The organism is Planomonospora sp. ID82291, assembly GCF_015711645.1.
In the GTDB taxonomy this organism is placed as follows: domain Bacteria; phylum Actinomycetota; class Actinomycetes; order Streptosporangiales; family Streptosporangiaceae; genus Planomonospora.
In genome coordinates, this window is sequence record NZ_JABTEX010000001.1 from 2,202,330 (window position 1) to 2,221,691 (window position 19,362).

Annotated in this window: 16 protein-coding genes and 2 riboswitches; of the genes, 13 read left to right on the plus strand and 3 right to left on the minus strand. The window is 72.1% G+C overall.

What is annotated here, in order from left to right:
• Window positions 1–16: 16 nt before the first annotated feature.
• Window positions 17–1,360 carry an aminotransferase class V-fold PLP-dependent enzyme gene (locus tag HS045_RS09880; protein ID WP_196451148.1) on the minus strand — a complete coding sequence of 448 codons (1,344 nt, stop codon included), beginning with the start codon at window positions 1,358–1,360 and terminating at the stop codon, window positions 17–19.
• 197 nt (window positions 1,361–1,557) lie between these two features.
• Window positions 1,558–1,673, minus strand: a riboswitch (SAM riboswitch).
• A gap of 186 nt (window positions 1,674–1,859) precedes the next feature.
• Here HS045_RS09880 and HS045_RS09885 point away from each other — a divergent pair.
• Window positions 1,860–2,636 (plus strand): TerC family protein, encoded by a 777-nt coding sequence (locus tag HS045_RS09885; RefSeq protein WP_196450767.1) that lies wholly within the window; start codon window positions 1,860–1,862, stop codon window positions 2,634–2,636.
• 19 nt (window positions 2,637–2,655) lie between these two features.
• Window positions 2,656–3,855, plus strand: a complete 1,200-nt coding sequence (locus tag HS045_RS09890) for a cytochrome P450 (protein ID WP_196450768.1) — start codon at window positions 2,656–2,658, stop codon at window positions 3,853–3,855.
• An 89-nt stretch (window positions 3,856–3,944) separates the two neighbouring features.
• Here HS045_RS09890 and HS045_RS09895 read toward each other — a convergent pair whose 3' ends face one another.
• Entirely contained in the window at window positions 3,945–4,910 is a 966-nt protein-coding gene (locus tag HS045_RS09895; RefSeq protein WP_196450769.1) for an SAM-dependent methyltransferase, read from the minus strand.
• A gap of 467 nt (window positions 4,911–5,377) precedes the next feature.
• On the opposite strand from HS045_RS09895, the gene HS045_RS09900 reads away from it, so the two are divergent.
• From HS045_RS09900 to HS045_RS09930, 7 genes are all read left to right on the plus strand, one after another.
• Window positions 5,378–6,271, plus strand: a complete 894-nt coding sequence (locus HS045_RS09900; RefSeq protein ID WP_374191375.1) for a Rossmann-like and DUF2520 domain-containing protein — start codon at window positions 5,378–5,380, stop codon at window positions 6,269–6,271.
• On the plus strand, window positions 6,262–7,128 hold the full coding sequence (panC, locus tag HS045_RS09905) for a pantoate--beta-alanine ligase (RefSeq protein WP_196450771.1): 867 nt from the start codon (window positions 6,262–6,264) through the stop codon (window positions 7,126–7,128). Before HS045_RS09900 ends, panC begins: the two co-directional genes overlap by 10 nt.
• A 76-nt stretch (window positions 7,129–7,204) precedes the next feature.
• Entirely contained in the window at window positions 7,205–7,621 is a 417-nt protein-coding gene (gene panD / locus HS045_RS09910; protein ID WP_196450772.1) for an aspartate 1-decarboxylase, read from the plus strand.
• A 191-nt stretch (window positions 7,622–7,812) separates the two neighbouring features.
• On the plus strand, window positions 7,813–10,326 hold the full coding sequence (locus HS045_RS09915; RefSeq protein ID WP_196450773.1) for an L-aspartate oxidase: 2,514 nt from the start codon (window positions 7,813–7,815) through the stop codon (window positions 10,324–10,326).
• On the plus strand, window positions 10,326–11,108 hold the full coding sequence (locus tag HS045_RS09920; RefSeq protein WP_196450774.1) for a type III pantothenate kinase: 783 nt from the start codon (window positions 10,326–10,328) through the stop codon (window positions 11,106–11,108). The genes HS045_RS09915 and HS045_RS09920 overlap by 1 nt, the downstream gene beginning before the upstream one ends.
• 46 nt (window positions 11,109–11,154) lie before the next feature.
• Window positions 11,155–12,660, plus strand: a complete 1,506-nt coding sequence (gene lysX / locus HS045_RS09925) for a bifunctional lysylphosphatidylglycerol synthetase/lysine--tRNA ligase LysX (RefSeq protein ID WP_196450775.1) — start codon at window positions 11,155–11,157, stop codon at window positions 12,658–12,660.
• A 660-nt stretch (window positions 12,661–13,320) separates the two neighbouring features.
• Window positions 13,321–13,521, plus strand: coding sequence for a LuxR C-terminal-related transcriptional regulator (locus HS045_RS09930; protein ID WP_307729044.1), 201 nt, complete (start codon window positions 13,321–13,323; stop codon window positions 13,519–13,521).
• A 258-nt stretch (window positions 13,522–13,779) separates the two neighbouring features.
• Here HS045_RS09930 and HS045_RS09935 read toward each other — a convergent pair whose 3' ends face one another.
• The gene (locus tag HS045_RS09935; RefSeq protein ID WP_196450777.1) at window positions 13,780–14,823 is read right to left on the minus strand and encodes an NlpC/P60 family protein; all 1,044 of its coding nucleotides are present in this window, start codon (window positions 14,821–14,823) and stop codon (window positions 13,780–13,782) included.
• 8 nt (window positions 14,824–14,831) lie between these two features.
• Window positions 14,832–14,984: riboswitch (cyclic di-AMP (ydaO/yuaA leader) on the minus strand.
• 482 nt (window positions 14,985–15,466) lie between these two features.
• On the opposite strand from HS045_RS09935, the gene HS045_RS09940 reads away from it, so the two are divergent.
• The 4 genes from HS045_RS09940 to HS045_RS09955 all read left to right on the plus strand — a co-directional run bounded on the left by HS045_RS09940 (window position 15,467) and on the right by HS045_RS09955 (window position 19,157).
• Complete coding sequence (locus tag HS045_RS09940; protein WP_196450778.1) at window positions 15,467–16,051, plus strand: amino-acid N-acetyltransferase; 585 nt, start codon at window positions 15,467–15,469, stop codon at window positions 16,049–16,051.
• Between the two features lie 213 nt (window positions 16,052–16,264).
• On the plus strand, window positions 16,265–17,431 hold the full coding sequence (locus tag HS045_RS36090) for an RDD family protein (protein ID WP_196450779.1): 1,167 nt from the start codon (window positions 16,265–16,267) through the stop codon (window positions 17,429–17,431).
• A gap of 136 nt (window positions 17,432–17,567) precedes the next feature.
• Window positions 17,568–18,299 carry an RDD family protein gene (locus HS045_RS35350; RefSeq protein WP_255531701.1) on the plus strand — a complete coding sequence of 244 codons (732 nt, stop codon included), beginning with the start codon at window positions 17,568–17,570 and terminating at the stop codon, window positions 18,297–18,299.
• A 525-nt stretch (window positions 18,300–18,824) separates the two neighbouring features.
• The gene (locus HS045_RS09955; RefSeq protein ID WP_196450781.1) at window positions 18,825–19,157 is read left to right on the plus strand and encodes an Lsr2 family protein; all 333 of its coding nucleotides are present in this window, start codon (window positions 18,825–18,827) and stop codon (window positions 19,155–19,157) included.
• The last annotated feature ends 205 nt before the right edge of the window (window positions 19,158–19,362 follow it).

Here is a 19,362-nt window from a genome sequence, read left to right on the forward strand (position 1 = left end):
GGGCCATGCTGCCACGTCAGCCGCGGGAGACAAGCTCCCGGAGGGCCTCGACGAGGCGGTCGACGTGCTCGGCGGTGGTGCCGATGCCGATCGAGGCGCGCACCGCCGAGGCGGTGCCGTCCTCGCAGCCGCCGTCCCTGACGCCGCCCAGCAGGTGCCGGACGAACGGGTGGGCGCAGAACTTCCCGTCGCGCACGCCGATGCCGTACTCGTCGGAGAGCGCCTCGGCGACCTCGCGGGCGGTGCGGCCGTCCACCACGAAGGAGACGATGCCGACCCGGGGGTGGTCCGGGCCCCACAGGGAGAGCTCGTGCACGCCCTCGATCCCGGCGAGCCCGGCGCGCAGGCGGGTGAGCAGCCGCTCCTCCTCGCGGACCAGCGCGGTCCAGCCGGTCGCGGTGAGGGCGTCGCAGGCGGCGGCCAGGGCGACGGCGCCCAGCACGTTGGGGGTGCCCGCCTCGTGCCGGGCCTCGGGGTCGTCGTGCCACTCGATCTCCGCCGCGCCCGCCGTCTCCGTGCCGGGGGCACCCGCCCCCGTCGCCCCGGCCCCCGTCGCGCCCGTGTCGGCGGCGCCGTGCACGGCCCGCACCGCGCCTCCGCCCCGCAGGTACGGCGGGGCCTCCGCGAGCCAGTCGGGACGGCCGACGAGCACGCCCGTGCCGAAGGGCGCGTAGAGCTTGTGACCGGAGAAGACCACGTAGTCCAGGTCGAGCGCGGTCAGGTTGAGCGGGCGGTGCGGGACGAGCTGGGCGGCGTCGACGAGGATCCGGGCGCCGTGGCGGTGGGCGATGTGCGCCAGGGCGGCGATCGGCCAGAGCTCGCCGGTGACGTTGGAGGCGGCGGTCACCACGAGCAGCTTCGGGCCGTCGATCCCGGCCAGGGCGGCGTCGGCCGCGCGGACGGCCTCGCCGGGGAAGGCGGGGGGCGCGAGCCGTACGGTGTCCGCCCAGGGCAGCAGCGAGGCGTGGTGCTCGGTGTCGAAGACCACGACGGTGGTCCCCTCGGGCAGGGCGCGGGCCAGCAGGTTGGTGGCGTCCGTGGTGTTGCGGGTGAAGACCACCGCGTCCCCGGGGCGGGCGCCGGTGAAGGCGCGGACCGTGTGCCGGGCCTGCTCGTAGCGGGCGGTGGTGAGCTGGGAGGCGTAGCCGGCGCCCCGGTGGACGCTGGAGTAGGCCGGGAGCGCGGCGGCGACCGCGGCGCTCACCGGCTCCAGACACGGCGCGCTGGCGGCGTAGTCGAGGTTGGCGTAGGGGACCAGCCTGCCGCCCCGGACGGGGACCTCCAGGTCGGCGCCGAGCACCGCGGGGATCGGCCGGCCCTCCGGGACCGTACGGACCGCCGGGTCCGCCGGGACCGTCACGGCCGCGGCCGGGGCGCCGGACGTCCGGGCGGCGGGCAGGGAGCGGAGGGCGTCGGCACCCGTGCGGGTCCCGTCGCCGACGAGGGCGCCGATACCGGTGCCGGTGGGGGCGGGGGCGAAGATTCCGAGGACGGACACGCCGGGACTCCTTCGAGGTCATCGGACCCCAAGCCCCTCGTGGCGGCGTTGGTGCGTGGAGCCCGCGCTTGCCCGGCACACCTCGTGCCGGACCAGGTCCTCACCCGGGGCACCCCGCCGCGGACGCGAGGGTTGCCGGCCAGCGAGCCGGGGCTTGTCACTGGCACTCATGACCTACAGGCGAACTATAACCATCACCGGGCCCGGTTCCGCAAGTCGGCGGTTCCCCCGGCCGATCGCCCCGCGACCCGCCCGGGGAGAGGGATCGGCCCGGCGATTCTGGGCAGGAACTTCCGGCGTCCGCCGATCGTCTACGCGGCGTGACTGCATGGAACGGCACGATTCCGCGGAGGAGACGGCGATGGACTGGGTGACCGACCCGCAGATCTGGATAGGGTTCCTCACCCTCGTCGGCCTGGAGATCGTCCTGGGCATCGACAACATCATCTTCATCTCGATCCTGGCGGGCAAGCTCCCGCCCGAGCAGCGCGACCGGGCCCGGAAGCTGGGCCTGCTGGCCGCGCTGGTCAGCCGCCTGGCGCTGCTGCTCGCGCTGTCGTGGGTGATCCGGCTCACCGAGCCGCTCTTCGAGGTGGTCGGGCAGGAGATCTCGGGCCGCGACCTGATCCTGATCCTGGGCGGCCTGTTCCTGATCGGCAAGAGCGTCTTCGAGGTCCACGACAACCTGGAGGGCAAGTCCGGCCACGCCGGGGGCAGGGTGGCGGCCTCCTTCGGCGCGGTGATCTTCCAGATCATGATCCTGGACATCGTCTTCTCGCTCGACTCGGTGATCACCGCGGTCGGCATGGTGGACGAGATCGGGGTGATGGTCGCGGCCGTCGTCGTCTCGGTCCTGGTGATGCTGTTCGCCTCCGGGCCGATCAGCCGCTTCGTGGACAAGCACCCGAGCATCAAGATGCTCGCCCTGTCCTTCCTGATCCTGATCGGCGTCGTGCTCCTGGCCGAGGGCTTCGACCAGCACATCTCCAAGGGCTACGTCTACTTCGCGATGGCCTTCTCGCTGCTGGTGGAACTGCTCAACATCCGCGTGCGGAGCAAGGCGGGCGCCGAGGAGCCGGTCGAGCTGCACCACCGCTACGACGAGGAGGAGGAGACGGATAGGCCCGCCGGGGCCTAGCGGGGATTACGATGCGAATGTGAAGTTCGACCCCTGGGATCCGGAATTCGTCGCCCACCCGTACGACGTCTACGCCGAACTGCGGCGGGAGCGGCCGGTCGGTTTCTTCGAGCCGACCGGCCAGTGGCTGGTCGCCCGGCACGCCGACGTCAACGCGCTGCTGCGCGACCGCAGGCTCGGCAGGTCCTACCTGCACGTGGCCACCCACGCGGAGTTCGGCAGGCCGGACGACCCCGCCTTCCAGGACCCGTTCTGGCGGGTGGTCCGGGCCGGGATGCTCGACGTCGAGCCGCCGGTGCACACGCGGCTGCGCCGGCTGGTGTCCAAGGCGTTCACCCCGCGCATGGTCGAGGCCCTGCGTCCCAAGGTCGCCGAGCTGGCCGCCGGGCTCGTCGACCGGTTCGCCGAGGGCGGCGGGGGAGACCTCATCGCCGAGGTGGCCGAGCCGCTCCCGGTGACCGTGATCGCCGAGATGCTCGGTGTGCCCGAGGCCGACCGGCACCTGCTCCGGCCCTGGTCCGCCGAGATCTGCGGCATGTACGAGCTCAACCCCTCGGTCGAGGCCCAGCACACCGCCGTGCGCGCCGCGGAGGAGTTCTCCGACTACCTCGTCGGACTGGCCCGGCACCGGCGGGCGCACCCCGGCGACGACCTGATCAGCGCGCTGGCGCAGGTCGCCGACGAGGGCGACGCGCTCACCGAGGAGGAGCTGGTCGGCACCTGCGTGCTGCTGCTCAACGCCGGGCACGAGGCGACGGTCAACGTCACGGGCAACGGCTGGTGGTCCCTCTTCCGCAACCCCGCCGAGCTGGAGCGGCTCCGCGCCGACCACGGCCTGCTGCCGACCGCGATCGAGGAGCTGATGCGGTGGGACACCCCGCTGCAGATGTTCGAGCGCTGGGTGCTGGAGGACATCACGGTCGGCGGGGTGGACATCCCGCGCGGCAGCGAGGTGGCCCTGCTCTTCGGCTCGGCCAACCGCGATCCCGAGGTGTTCGACGACCCCGACCGCCTCGACGTGGGCCGGCTGGACAACCCGCACATCTCCTTCGGCGCGGGCATCCACTTCTGCCTGGGCGCGCCGCTGGCCCGGATCGAGCTCGCCGAGTCGTTCGGCGCCCTGCTGCGCAGAGCGCCGGCGATGGAGCTCGCCGCCGAGCCCGTCTGGGGTCCGGGCTACGTCATCCGCGGGCTGGAGTCCCTGCACGTCCGCGTGTGACCGGAACCCGCGTCCGTGCCCGGACGGATCCGCCGCCGGACGGAGGCCCGGCGGGCGGGTGGGCGGGCGGGCGCAGGCTCGGCGCAGGCTCAGAGGCGCTCCTGGACGAGCCAGCCGAAGCCGCCCAGGCCGCCGGGATCGATGAGCTCCGCCTCCTCCGAGGCCGTCACCAGGGCGCGGAGGTAGCCGCGCGGGTCGGCGCGGGCGAGGTCGGCCGGGGGCCGGGTCCCGGTGAGGCCGAGGGCGCGCAGGGCCTCGCGCTGCGTGGTCAGCGCCACGGTGGCGGCCCCGGCGCGCTCCCCGGCGACCGCGCAGGCGTCCAGGGCGACGTGCGCGGTGATGTCGCAGGATCCGTCGGGCACGGGCGGGACGGCCGCCCCGTCGCGGTAGCCGGCCAGCGTGCCGTACGGCGGGCGGCGGCCCGAGGCGTGCGCGTAGTCGACGGCGACGGCGCGTCCGCGTGCCAGCCGTACGACGACCTCCGCCCAGGCGTCGTCGCGGGGCGCGCCGACCTCCGCCCGCTCGCCCGTCGCGCGCATCGGCCACCAGCGGTCCAGCCAGGCCAGGTCGGCCGCCGCCGGCGGGCCGCCGAGCCGCTCCTCGCCGGTCGCGGGATCGACCAGTACCAGCCGGGGCCCGTCCGGGGTCTGCTCGACGACGTCCACGGGCACGTTGTCCAGCCACTCGTTGGCGATCGCCAGTCCGTGGATCCGGTCCGGCGGGACGGCCGACCAGGTGATCCCCTCGGGCAGGCCGGGCGGCCGGGGGGCCAGGTCCACCGCGGTCGGCCGGAGTCTGGCCCGCAGGTCCGCGGGAGCGAGCGCCGCGACCCGCGCGGCGAGGGTGCCGTCCCCGGCGCCGACGTCCACCAGGTCGATCTCCGGCGGCCGTCCGAGCGCGTCGTCCACCGCCAGGAGCGCGCGCAGCACGGCCCCGGCGAACGCGGCGGAGGCGCCGACCGAGGTCCGGAAGTGCCGGGAGGGGCTCTCCCGTAGATAGAAGCCGTTCTCGCCGTAGAGCGCCCGCTCCGTCGCGGCGCGCCAGCTCAGCCACATGAGCGGAGACGTTACCCGGCTCCCCGAGGGGTCCGCATGGGACGGAGATGACACGCCGGGGAAACGGGTTACCGCTCCTTGTCGTCACTTTGCGTTAACGTTGCTCACGCCGGTGGCGATCGGTGCCCGGCCCGCTCCCCCAGCGGGCGCGGTCCCGGTGCCCTCCGGCAGCGCTGATCACTCGTGTCGGCACCATCGGGCGTCGGGCCCTGGGGAACGGCCCGGCGCCCGCCGCCGTCTCCGGGCGACCCCCTGTCCGCCGCCGTCTCCGGGCGGCCCCTCCGCCCGCCGTCTCCGGACGGCCTTCCCGTACGGCGGGCCCCGGTCCGGAGGCCTCCTGACGCTCCGTGCGATCAGGGCCCGCCGACGCCACGCCTCCGGGCGGGTGCCGTGACGCCACCCTCGGCGTTCGGCCCGTTACGCTGGTCGACTTGGGCATGTAGTTCCATGTTGGCGAAGGACGGGACATCGTGGACACAGGACACCGCCCGGCCCGGTTGGCGGTCGGGGTGCTCGGCGCCGGACGGGTGGGCTCCGTGCTCGGCGCCGCCCTGGCGAGGGCGGGTCACCGGCTCGTGGCCGTCAGCGGCGTCTCCGACGCCTCCCGGCGCAGGGCCGCCGACCGGCTGGGCCTGACCCCCAGCGCCCCGGAGGACGTGGTGGCCCGCGCGGACCTCGTCCTGCTCACGGTCCCCGACGACGTGCTGCCCGGCCTGGTCGCCGGCCTGGCCGAGACGGGCGCCGACCTGCGCGGCACGCTGCTGGTCCACACCAGCGGCGCGTACGGCCTGGCGGTGCTGAACCCGGCGGTCGAGCGCGGGGCGCTCCCGCTGGCGCTGCACCCGGTGATGACCTTCACCGGCAGGGACGACGACCTGAGCCGGCTGACCGGCATCACGTTCGGGGTCACCGCGCCCGAACCGCTCCGCCCGGTGGCCGAGGCGCTGGTCATCGAGATGGAGGGCGAGCCGGTCTGGATCGAGGAGCACGACCGGGCGCTCTACCACGCGGCCCTGGCGAACGCGGCCAACCACATGGTCACGCTCATCGCGGAGTCCTCCGAGCTGCTGCGGAAGATCGGGGTGGACGAGCCGGGCCGGATGCTCGGCCCGCTGCTCGGCGCCGCCCTGGACAACGTGCTCCGGCTCGGCCTGGCCGGGCTGACCGGCCCCGTGGTGCGGGGCGACGCGGGCACGGTCCGCAAGCACGTGGACGCGCTCATCCTCGCCGCCCCCGAGGCCGCCGACGCCTACGTGGCCCTCGCTAGGCTCACGGCGGACCGGGCGCTCGCGGCCGGGCTGCTCAAGCCCGAGGCCGCCGAGCGCCTCCTGGACGCCCTGGGAGGCAACATATGGACCTGATCGTGGCGGGCGACCGCGCCGAGCTGGCCGAGGCCCGCCGGACCCTGCGCATCGGACGCGCGGTCCCCGCGGGCACGGCCGGCCTGGCGCTGGTGCCGACCATGGGGGCCCTGCACGAGGGCCACCGCTCGCTGATCCGGCTGGCCCGGGAGCGGGCCGACCGCGTCGCGGTGAGCGTCTTCGTCAACCCGCTGCAGTTCGGCCCGGGAGAGGACTACTCGCGCTATCCCCGGACGTTCGACGCCGACCTGGAGGTGTGCGCGGCCGAGGGCGTGGACGTCGTCTTCGCCCCCGCCGCCGAGGATATGTACCTGCCGGACCGGCAGGTCGGCGTGACGTCGGGCGCGATGGGCGCGATCGTCGAGGGCGCGTCCCGGCCGGGGCACTTCGACGGCATGCTGACCGTGGTGCTCAAGCTGTTCAACCTGGTCCGGCCGGACGTGGCGGTGTTCGGCCGCAAGGACGCCCAGCAGCTCGCGCTGATCCGCCGGATGGTCCTCGACCTCGACCTGCCGATCGAGATCGTGGGAGCCCCCACGGTCCGGGAGGCCGACGGGCTGGCGCTGTCCAGCCGCAACCGCTACCTCCTGCCGGAGCAGCGGGGCGCGGCGCTGGCCCTGTCCCGGGCGCTGTTCGCGGGAGCGGAGCGGCGGACCCCGGCGGAGGTCCGCCGTGCGGCGCGCGCCGTGCTGGACGCCGAGCCGGGGGCGGCCCTCGACTACCTGGTGCTGGTGGACCCGGCGACCTTCACCGAGGTGCCCGACGACCACGCGGGGGAGGCGGTCCTCGCCGTCGCCGCGCGGGTGGGGACTACCCGGCTGATCGACAACGTTGTCCTGACGCTGGGCCGACCGTAGTCTGGAACCGCTCTGCAATCCCCTGTCCGGCGTGCACGCCCGTGCGGCGGCGCGACCTCCGAAAGGTGAACGGCGCATGCTCCGAACCATGCTCACCTCCAAGATCCACCGTGCCACCGTCACCCAGGCCGACCTGCACTACGTGGGATCGGTCACCGTCGATGAGGACCTGCTGGACGCGGCCGGGCTGCTGCCCGGGGAGCAGGTCCACATCGTGGACATCGACAACGGGGCGCGCCTGGTCACCTACACCATCGCCGGTCCCAGGGGCTCGGGCGTGATCGGCGTCAACGGCGCCGCCGCCCGGCTCGTCCACGAGGGCGACCTGGTGATCATCATCGCGTACGGCCAGATGGAGGACGCCGAGGCCAGGACCTTCCGGCCCCGGGTCGTGCACGTCGACCGCGGCAACCGGGTCATCGACCTCGGCGACGACCCGGCCGAGCCCGTCCCGGGCTCGGCCGGCCTGCGCGGGGACCTCGTCTCCGGCTGACCCCTGCTCGGGACCTCTCCCCGGACCTCCCCGGGTCTTCCGCCGACCCGGGGAAGTTCCGGCTCGCGCGGGGCGTTATCGTCATGGTGACGAAATCCGTGGACCCCCAGACCTCCACGGGCCCCGCTCGGGGGCTCCGGCCACGTCCCCCGAGCCGCGACGCGCGACGTCGCAACAGACAGGAGGCGACCATGAGCATCCCGATCCCCAGGAAACTGACCGCACCCGAGCCGGGGTGGACCGTCGAGGCGGACGTGGTCGTGGTCGGCTCCGGGATCGCGGGCCTGACCCTGGCCCTGCGCCTGGCGGCCCTGGACCCCGGGGCGAAGGTCCTGGTCGTCACCAAGGACGTGCTCTCGGCGGGCTCCACCCGCTGGGCGCAGGGCGGCATCGCCGCCGTGCTCGACCCCGCCGACAGCCCCGAGGAGCACCTGTACGACACGCTCGTCGCCGGGGTCGGCCTCTGCGACACCGAGGCGGTCCGGGTCCTGGTGACCGAGGGGCCGGGCGCGCTGCACGGGCTGATCGCCGCGGGTGCCCGCTTCGACACCGACGCCGAGGGCGGGCTCCAGCTCACCCGCGAGGGCGGCCACCGGCGCAACCGCATCGTGCACGCGGGCGGCGACGCCACCGGGGCCGAGGTGCAGCGCGCGCTCGTCGCCGCGGTCCGGGCGTCGGAGATCGAGGTGATCGAGCACGCCCTCGTCCTGGACCTGCTGAAGGACGCGCGCGGCCACGCGGCCGGGGTGACCCTGCACGTGATGGGCGAGGGCTCGCGCGACGGCGTGGGCGCCGTGCGCGCCCGCGCCGTGGTGCTCGCCACCGGAGGGATGGGCCAGGTCTACGCCGCCACGACCAACCCGCCGGTCTCCACCGGCGACGGCGTCGCGCTCGCGCTGCGGGCCGGGGCCGTCGTGCGTGACCTGGAGTTCGTCCAGTTCCACCCGACCGTGCTCTGGCTGGGCGGGGATTCCACCGGCCAGCAGCCGCTGATCTCCGAGGCGGTCCGCGGCGAGGGCGCGGTGCTGATCGACTCAGGCGGCGTGCGGTTCATGAAGGACGTGCACGAGCTCGCCGACCTGGCGCCCCGGGACGTGGTGGCCAAGGCGATCATGCGGCGCATGCGGGAGACCGGCGCCGAGCACGTGTACCTCGACGGGCGCCACTTCGGCGAGGACAAGTGGCGCACCCGCTTCCCGACGATCCACGCGGTCTGCCTGGAGCACGGGATCGACCCGGCCGTCCAGCCGATCCCGGTCGCCCCGGCCGCCCACTACGCCAGCGGCGGCGTCCGCACCGACCTGCACGGCCGTACCAGCGTGCCGGGCCTGTACGCCTGCGGCGAGGTGGCCTGCACCGGCGTGCACGGCGCCAACCGGCTGGCCTCCAACTCCCTGCTGGAGGGCCTGGTCTTCGCCGAGCGGATCGCCGCCGACGTGCACGCCGTACGGCCGGCGCCCGGTGAGCCGGCGGCCGACGACAGGGCGGAAGGGCTGGTCGACCCCCGGGCCCGGCCGCGGATCCAGGCGCACATGAGCCGGGGCGCGAGCGTGCTGCGCAGCGGTGAGAGCCTGGCGGAGGTGAGCCGCGCCCTGGTGAACGCCCGCTGGACGCCGGTGGCGGTCGAGCCGTGCACCGAGTCGTGGGAGGCCGCCAACCTGCTCACCGTCGCCTCCGCGCTGGTGGAGGCCGCCCGCGCCCGCGAGGAGACCCGCGGGTCGCACTGGCGGGAGGACTTCCCCGAGCGCGACGACCACCGGTGGCTCGCCCACCTCGACGTGACCCTGACAGGAGAGGGACTGATCATGAACCACCGTCCGCACGGGGGCGCGGTGCCCGTGCACCTGGCCGAGGAGCTGACCGCGGCGGGGCTGGACCCGGCCGAGGTGGGAGCCCTGATCGAGAACGCGCTCCGGGAGGACCTGCAGGAGGCCGGCGACGTGACGAGCATCGCCACGATTCCCGCCGGGCGGACCGCCACCGCCGACGTGGTGGCCAGGGCCGACGGGGTGGTCGCGGGGCTCGCGGTCGCGGAGGCGGTGTTCGCCCGGTTCGGCGCGGACCGCACCGAGCGGCACGTCAAGGACGGCGAGCGGGTGTCCCGGGGGGACGTGCTGATGACCGTCACCGGGACCACCCGGGACCTGCTGACCGCCGAGCGGACCGCGCTGAACCTGCTCACCCACCTGTCCGGCGTCGCCTCGCTCACCGGCCGGTGGGTCCGGGCGGTCGAGGGGACCGGCGCCCGGATCCGCGACAGCCGCAAGACCCTGCCGGGCCTGCGCGCGCTGGAGAAGTACGCCGTCCGGGCGGGCGGCGGGGTCAACCACCGCATGTCGTTGTCGGACGCGGCACTGATCAAGGACAATCACGTGGTGGCCGCGGGCGGGGTGGCCGAGGCGTTCCGCGCGGTCCGCGACGCCCACCCCGGCCTGCCGATCGAGGTCGAGGTCGACCGGATCGACCAGATCGAGCCGGTGCTGGCGGAGGGGGCGGAGGAGATCCTGCTGGACAACTTCACCGTTCCGCAGCTCCGCGAGGCCGTACGCCTGGTCGGCGGGCGGGCGCGCCTGGAGTCCAGCGGGGGGTTGACCTTGGAATCGGCCCGTGACGTGGCCGAAACCGGTGTTGACTACCTTGCGGTGGGCGCGCTCACGCACTCGGCGCCGGCCCTGGACATCGCCTTGGACCTTCGGGGGAACTGATGCTGCTCGCCATCGACGTAGGCAACACTCACACCGTTCTCGGCCTGTTCGAGGGCGAGGAGGTCATCGAGCACTGGCGGATCGCCACCGACGCCCGGCGCACGGCCGACGAGGTCGCGGTCGTGCTGCAGGGACTGCTGGCGCAGTCGCCGCTGCTCAAGGGGACCGACGTCGACGGCATCGCGCTCTGCTCCACGGTGCCGTCGGTGCTCAACGAGATGCGCGAGATGTGCCGCCGCTACTACGGCGACGTGACCGCGGTGATCGTGGAGCCCGGCGTGCGCACCGGGGTGCCGGTCCGGATGGACAACCCGAAGGAGGTCGGCAGCGACCGCATCGTCAACGCGCTGGCGGCCATCCAGCTGTACGGCGGGCCGTGCATCATCGTCGACTTCGGGACCGCGACCTCCTTCGACGCCGTCTCCGCCAAGGGGGAGTACGTCGGGGCCGTCACCGCGCCCGGCATCGAGATCTCGGTGGACGCGCTGGCCGCGGCCGGGGCGCAGCTGCACAAGGTGGAGCTGATCCGGCCCCGGTCGGTGATCGCCAAGAACACGGTCGAGGCGCTCCAGTCCGGCATCATCTACGGCTTCGCCGGCCAGGTGGACGGGATCGTGGAGCGGATGGCGGCCGAGCTGGCCGAGGATCCGGACGAGGTCACGGTGGTCGCGACCGGCAGCGCGGCACCGCTGGTGGCGGGCGAGTCCGCCTCGATCGACGTGCACGAGCCGTGGCTGACGCTGATCGGACTCCGGCTCATCTACCACCGCAACACCATGTAGCCGGGCACAGTCCGGGAGCGGCCCGGACATCGGTAACCTTGACCGCGTGACCGACCATGTGACTGCAGCCGAGGATCTGCCCGAGCAAATGCGCGTGCGCCGGGAGAAGCTCGACCGCCTCCGTGCCGAGGGCGTCGACCCCTACCCGGTGAACTTTCCGCGCACCGCGACCAACGCCGAGATCCGCGAGAGATACGCCGATCTCGCCGCTGACACCGCGACCGGCGAGAAAGTGGGCGTCACGGGCCGCGTCATGCTCTCGCGGACCGGCGGCAAGCTCTGCTTCGCCACCATCCGGGACGGCTCCGGCGACCTGCAGGTCATGATCTCGCTGGACAAGGTGGGCGAGGAGTCCCTGGCCGCCTGGAAGCGCGACGTCGACCTGGGCGACCACATCGGCATCGAGGGCGAGGTCATCACCTCGCGCCGCGGCGAGCTGTCCATCCTGGCGGACCGGTGGGCGATCACCTCCAAGTGCCTGCGCCCGCTGCCGGAGAAGCACGCCGGCCTCACCGACCCCGAGGCGCGGGTACGGCAGCGCTACGTGGACCTCATCGTCAACGACGAGGCCCGCAGGATGGCCCACACCCGCAGCGCCGTCGTCCGCGCGATCCGCGACTTCTGGCACGGCGAGGGCTACCTCGAGGTCGAGACGCCGATGCTCCAGCCGATCCACGGCGGCGCGGCGGCCCGGCCGTTCAGGACCCACATCAACGCCTACGACATGGAGCTCTACCTCCGCATCGCGATCGAGCTCTACCTCAAGCGGCTCGTGGTCGGCGGCATCGAGAAGGTCTTCGAGATCAACCGCAACTTCCGCAACGAGGGCGCGGACGCCACCCACAACCCCGAGTTCACCATGCTCGAGGCGTACGGGACGTATCTCGACTACCACGACATGGCCGACCTGACCCAGCGGATGATCCAGAGCGCGGTCGTGGCCGCGCTGGGCCGCTCCGTGGTGGACCACGGCGGGGTGGAGGTCGACCTCGGGCTGGCGGAGTGGCCGCGGATCACGCTGTACGGCTCCGTCTCGGAGGCGCTCGGCGAGGAGGTCACGACCGAGACCTCCCTGGAGCAGGTCCGCAAGCTGGCCGACGCGCGGGAGATCCACTGGGATCCCAAGTGGGGCCAGGGCAAGGTCGTCCAGGAGATCTTCGAGGCGCTCGTCGAGCACACGCTGATCCAGCCCACGTTCGTGATGGACTACCCGCTGGAGACCTCCCCGCTGACCCGCCAGCACCGCGACAACCCGCTGCTGACCGAGAAGTGGGACCTGATCGGGTTCGGCACCGAGCTGGGCACCGCCTACTCGGAGTTGGTGGACCCGGTCGAGCAGCGCCGCCGCCTCACCGAGCAGTCCCTGCTGGCCGCGGGCGGCGACCCGGAGGCCATGCAGCTCGACGAGGACTTCCTCGCCGCCCTGGAGTACGCGATGCCGCCCACCGGCGGCATGGGGCTCGGCATCGACCGCCTCATCATGGCCTTCACCGGCAAGAACATCCGCGAGACCATCCTGTTCCCGCTGGTCAAGCCGGCCGGCGGAGCCTGACGGACGTCCGCGGCCGGGGGCGGCGCCCCCGGCCGCGACGGCGTCTCCCGGGGGCCGGCCGCCCGGCCGCGCCCTTCGGCGTGCGGCGCGGAAACTCAATTTCGGCCGTGCCCTATATCGCCGGACGATCAATCATCCCGGCGGGTCATTAACGAATGCAGAGAAAGGACCCGCGTCCGCCACGTCGGACCGAGGTTCCTTCTGTTTCTGTTGCGCCCTTCTGTGGCGGACGTGACAAAAATCTCATACCGCCTGTGGATGCGACGGTGGCCTTCCTGGAGGACGCCGCCGCGGGGCGGGCCGTCACCACGGCGTCCGCGGGCGGTCCGTCATCTGTGAGCGCAGGCGGTCGTCCGTGATCGCACGCGGTTTCCGGACGTCCGCCGGTCCGCCGCCCTTCCCGGCCTCCGGCCGTCGGCCGATCTCAGATATCCGTAAAACCCCGACATATCGTCAGTACTTCACGTAATGACCGTTAAGTCAATGTAGGCCCCCGGATCTATGGAGAGCAGAACTTGACGACCTTTGAAGAAGACGTTTACCGTTCCTGACGGGCGACATTGGTTCCGATCACACTCACGGCTGGATGCCGGTGCGGGGGAGGACCTCTAGATGGCATATCCAGAAGTCGTAGTGAACGCCCGTCGCGGCCTTCTGTCCGTGAGCGAGGTGGATCTGAGCGACGAGGATCTCGTCCTCCTGGCGGAGCTCGCCAAGGGGGTGACGGTGGACCGCGTGGGACGGCGCCTCGACATCAGCGGACGCACCGTCCGGCGGAGACTGCGCGGCATCTGCGACCGCATCGGCGTGGCCACGGCCATCGAGGCCGTGGCATGGGCCGCGCGCCGCCGCCTGATCTGATCCCGCGCCGATCCCGTCCCGCCGACCGTCCCTGCCGGTCCGGCCGTGCACCCGCTCCGATCAGGCCCCGGACCGGCGACGTCGTCCGGCCGTGCACCCGCTCCGGCCGCGCACCCGCTCCGACCAGGCCCCGGACCGTCCCTGCCGGTCCGGCCGCGCACCCGCTCCGACCGCGCACCCGTTTCGGATCCGCGTCCGGCCGGGCTCCGCCTCTCAGCCCGAGCCCCGCCTCGGTCCGCGATCCGTACGGGTTCCGCCTCAGTCCGCGATCCGTACGGCGCCGGCGAACGGACGGCCCGCGATCGGGGCGATGCGGACGACGTCGCCGGTCCGGGGCGCGTGGACCATCAGGCCGCCGCCGATGTAGATCCCGACGTGGTGCAGGTCGCTGTGGAAGAAGACGAGGTCTCCGGGACGCATCTCCCCCTTGGAGATGTGCGTTCCCGCGGTCCACTGGTTGCCGGTGTAGTGCGGGAGGCTGATCCCGACCTTCTGGTAGGCCCACATGACCAGGCCCGAGCAGTCGTAGCCGCCGGGCCCCTCGGCGCCCCACACATAGGGCTTGAGCTGCTGGCTGAGCGCCCACCGGGCGGCTTCGGCGGCCTTCCCGCCGCCCACGATCGGCATGTCGACCTTCATGGCCCGGCCCCCGCCGACGGCGCGCTCGCGCACCTCCCGGAACAGGTCGCTCTCGACCCGGGCGACCAGCCGCTCGATCTTGGTGCGCTTCGTGCCGAGCGTGTCGAGAAGGGCGGTGACCTCGGTGGTCCGGGCCTTCGCGCTGGCCTTGGCCCGCTCCGCGGCCTGGATCGCCCGGCTGACCTGGGCGACCTCCTCGCTCTGGCGCTGCTGGAGGGCGTAGGTGGCGGCGGCCTGGTCGAGGAAGGCGTCGGGGTCGCCGGAGGAGGTGAAGGCGAGACCGCCGCCCAGGCCGCCCGTCATGTAGTTGCTCTGCGCGAGCAGACTGGCCTTGTGGCGCCGCGACTCCAGCTGGGACTCGCTGGTGGCGAGGGTCTTCTTGGCGGCGGCGGCGGCCCGCTCGGCCTGCTTGAGCTTGACCCGCTCGCCGTTGTACTGCTCGGTGAGCCGGGCGATCTCCGTGTGCAGCTTGTCGGCCTGCTTGGCGAGCTGCTGGAGGCTCGGCTGGGGATCGGCGGCGGCGACCAGGGGGGTCCCGAGGGTCAGGGAGGCGAAGACGGCTGCGACGGCGGTGATCCGGAGCGGGAATCCGTACGGGGCGCGTTCTCGGTGGCGGGCGTGCCCGCCCGCGTGCTCTCTCCCGCGTTCGCGCGTGCGCTTCACCAACAGGCTCCTCTTCCTCGCACCGCCTACCGGGTTAGCTGACGGGTTCGGGCCGGAGGCAGCCCTACCGAGAGCGCGGGCGGCGTCTCGGATTCACCCCGGGGGACTTCAGGGAGTGGGTCCCCGGTTCTCCGGGCTCGGAGACTCGGCGGGTCGGCTCTCGGGGTGAGCCGACATCGAGCCTGGACACTAGTGCAAGGGGAGTTCAAGCTCAACCAGAACTCTCAACTTGGTAAGGGTTCTCAAACAAGGAAATCACGGACAGGTCACATGAAATCAAGATCAACTTGACATTGTGCCGTCGCTCGTCGGGGCATCGGCCACGGGTGCGGGGTCTTCGCAGGTCTGCGCCGAGGCGACCGGAACGCCCGGAGCCGGAGGAAGAGCCGACGGGATGTGGTGAAGCTCACGTCCGGTGACGCATGATGCTTTTGTGAGGTGAGTTAAGGACGAGCCGTAACCACAGGAGGCAGAGGACGTACCCTGATCCATTGCGACTCCTCCGCTCCCCCGGGAGCGGCTTCCCGCCTTTCTCGACACGAGGGGGGCGACGGCCAGGCCCTGACCGTTTCGAACACGGGAACCACGACGGAGGATCTCCCCCTCACCGGGTGGATCCGGTGGTTCCCCCGCTAGGAGAATGATGGAGCAGGTTGCGGAGCACCCCCCCTCGCCGGCCGTCCCGGACGCCGGGGCGATCACGGTCCGCCGGGCGCGGACCCCGGACGTGCGGTCCATCGGGAGGCTCGTCGACACCTACGCCGGCACGGGCCCGCGTCTGCTGAAGAAGGCCACCGTCACGCTGTACGAGGACGTCCAGGAATTCTGGGTGGCCGAGCGGGCCGGCCGGATCGTCGGCTGCGGCGCGCTCCACGTGCTCTGGGAGGACCTGGCCGAGATCCGCACGGTCGCCGTCGACCCCTCCTGCCGGAAAGCCGGCATCGGCCACCTGATCGTCTCCCAGCTCATCCGCGCCGCCCGCGAACTGGGCCTGCGCCGGGTCTTCTGCCTGACGTTCGAGGTCCATTTCTTCGCCCGGCACGGATTTCGCGAGATCCAGGGGACGCCCGTCTCCCCGGAGGTCTACGCGGAACTGCTCGCCTCCTACGACGAGGGCGTCGCGGAGTTCCTCGATCTTGAACATGTGAAGCCGAACACCTTGGGAAACACCAGGATGCTGCTGCACCTCGGAGAGAATGACGCGGGCGCTGACTCCCAGGAAAGGTGACTGTTCTTACCTATGTCGATACCTTGTGCAGCAGCAAGCATGCATGTCTGACATAAGACGCATGCCCAGTCGAAGTGAGGTGACGCGGTGAGCACCGGACAGCCGCCGTATCCGCAGGATGATCCCGACCGCGATCGCACACCGTCGGGGCAGCCGGAATACGGACAGCAGAACGCATACGGTCAGCACGCCCAGGGCGGGCACGACCCCGACGTGACGATCGTGGGATACCGGGGCGAGGGCACGGGCCCGCAGACCCCGCCCGCCTACGGTCAGCAGCCCGGCTACGGCCAGGCGGCCTCCCACGAGCAGCCGGGCTACGGCCAGCAGGCCGCCCAGCCCGGCTACGGCCAGCAGGGTTACGGCCAGCAGGCCGCCCAGCCCGGCTACGGCCAGCAGCCGGGGTACGGCCAGGCGGCCTCCCACGAGCAGCCGGGCTACGGCCAGCAGGCCGCCCAGCCCGGTTACGGCCAGCAGGGGACGGGCGCCTACGGTCAGCAGCCGGGGTACGGCCAGGCGGCCTCCCACGAGCAGCCGGGCTACGGCCAGCAGCCGGGGTACGGCCAGCAGGGGTACGGTCAGCAGGCCGCCCAGCCGGGCTACGGCCAGCAGCCGGGGTACGGCCAGGCGGCCTCCCACGAGCAGCAGGGCTACGGCCAGCAGGGGTACGGCCAGCAGGCCGCCCAGCCCGGCTACGGCCAGCAGCAGGGCTACGGCCAGCAGGGGTACGGCCAGCAGGCCGCCCAGCCCGGCTACGGCCAGCAGCAGGGCTACGGCCAGCCGGGCTACGGCCAGCAGGGGTACGGCCAGCAGCCCGGCTACGGGCAGCAGGTGCCCGCCTACGGTCAGGGTTATGGTCCGCAGGGCGTGACGCCTCCCGGCGTCCCCGCCCCGCTCGCGGAGTGGTGGCAGCGTCTGCTGGCCCGCCTGGTCGACGGGATCATCCTGGCGATCCCGACGGTCATCCTCTCCTTCGTGTTCGTCGGGCTGGCCGTACCGGCCACCTTCGACGCCAACGGGCTCAACGAGGGGAGCACCTTCCTCTACACGCTGGTCACCACGCTCATCGCCGGGGTGATCTACCTCGCCTACGAGTTCTTCATGCTGCGGCAGAACGGCCAGACGGTCGGCAAGATGGTCATGGGGATCAAGGTGGTCCCGATCGGGAGCCCCTCCATCGCCGGAGGGCTGCCCGTGGAGGCCGCGGGCAAGCGCGCGGGCGTGCTCTACGGCCCGCAGCTCCTGCGCTGGGTGCCGATCGTCGGATGGTTCGTCGGCATCTTCAGCCTGGTGAACGTGCTCTGGCAGTTCTGGGACAAGCCCTTCCAGCAGTGCCTGCACGACAAGGTCGCCTCGACGGCGGTCGTGAAGATCAAATAGCCCGGTGATCGACGGGGCCGGCGGAGGAACCGCCGGCCCCGCTTTCATGCCCGGACGGGAAAACGGTGTCGGGTGCCCCCTCCGGGGCAGAATGCGATGGAACCGCACGACCATTCGCGCCGGCGAGAGGAACGCCATGGCCGTCTCTCCGCGTCCCGAAGACAATCGCCGGCCGGCTTCTCCTCCGGCGGCGGACTCCTATGCGGTCGCATCGGCTCCGCGGCTCCGCGACGGGACCGGTTCCCCTTTTTCCCGGAGCGGGACGACCGGAGGGACGGACGGAGGCCGGACGAGGACTCCCACCCCCTCGGGAGACGGGGGAACGCCATCCGGTAAGGACGTCTTCCGCAGGGGGGATCCGCCGCTTCCGTCGCCGTATCCGAGGGTCCCCGGCGCCCCGCCGCCCGCCGAATGGTGGGAGCGATTGGCGGCCCGCATCATCGACGCCGTCGGCTTCGTGGCGCTCTACTGGATTCTCTCCCTGTCGTTCTACTCGCTCCTGGCGACGGATGAAGGCCGTGCCTCCGATCCCCGGGCGCTGCCGGGGTTGTTCGCCGGCCTGATCGCCTTTGGCGGTTATACGCTCTACGACTATGTTCTGCACGCCCGGGACGGCCGTACCATCGGCAAGAAACTCATGAGGATCAGGCTGGCCCCGTACGGCGGTGCGGACCCGGGTCGGGCCGGTCTGATGGGACGGGCGGCCCTGTACCCCGGTGTTCTCCTCACCGCGGGCATTCCCGCGGTGAACCTCCTGGCCGCGGTGCTCGGCTTCGCGGGAGCGCTGTTCATCCTCATGGACAAGCCTCTTCAACGGGGGCCGCACGACCGGCTCGCCGGGACCGTGGTGGTCAAGGACCTGCGGTGACGCGACCCGCGGGGGAAATCAGTCACTCTGTGACCACTGTGTCACCCTTTTCGTCGGCGCTTTACGGAGTGCAACCGGTAAGACGCCTGGAGAGAAGCATTAAGGTGGTGGATGAGCGCCATGGGCGTCCTGGGACGCACATCGCTCCTGGAAGCCGCTATGGTCATGTGTGGGTTGATCTGCCCGGCCGGCCGTGCCCCGGCCCGCGATGTCGCCACGGAAAATCCCATGACCCGGAATGCCACCCCGGTGCGGAGTGAGGACCAATGTACGAGATAATGTCCGCGTTGATACCTCCTGCGGTCGTCGGCGGAGTCTTCGTGTATGCAGTTTTCAAGCTCCTGCGCAGCGAGGCGGCCGGTCGCCGTCCCGTGAAACGGACCGATCAGGGCGAGTCGCAGAACGGCTGAGCCCTCCTTCCGGGCTTCCGTGGCAGAATCACCGGGCTTCGGAATTGCTGCGCTCTCATCGTGGGTATATGTTTGGCTAGCGAATGAAACAATACTCCGCGAAAGGATTGCGTAGATGGCCAAGCAGATCCAGGAGATTCTCATCGACGACCTCGATGGGGGCGAGGCCAATGAGACTGTCTCCTTCGCGATTGACGGCACCAGCTATGAGATTGACCTGAGTGACGTAAACGCGAAGAAGCTCCGTGACTCCCTCTCGCCTTTCGTGGCGAGCGCCCGTCGCGCCGGCGCCCTGCCCCTCCGCCGCCGCCGTGCCGGCGGGACGAGGGCGCTGACCCGGGAGAAGAGCGCGGACATCCGGGCGTGGGCCAAGTCCCACGGTCTCAACGTCGGCGAGCGCGGCCGGATCGCCTCCAAGATCGTCGAGCAGTACGAGGCCGCGCACTGACCGGTGGTCGGTGAGCGCGGTTTCGCCGGCCGGTGAATCATGCGGTCATGGCGGTCACGGTGGGGTCCGGTGGCGGCCATGACCGCATGATGTGTTCGGGGCCCGCTCCGGGCTCCGGCGGTTCCCCCGACGGCCTCTCCGGGCGCGCAGGGGCCGCGAATGCGGTCTCAATGGTCGATAAACGTCGTTCGCTTGCGGCGTATCG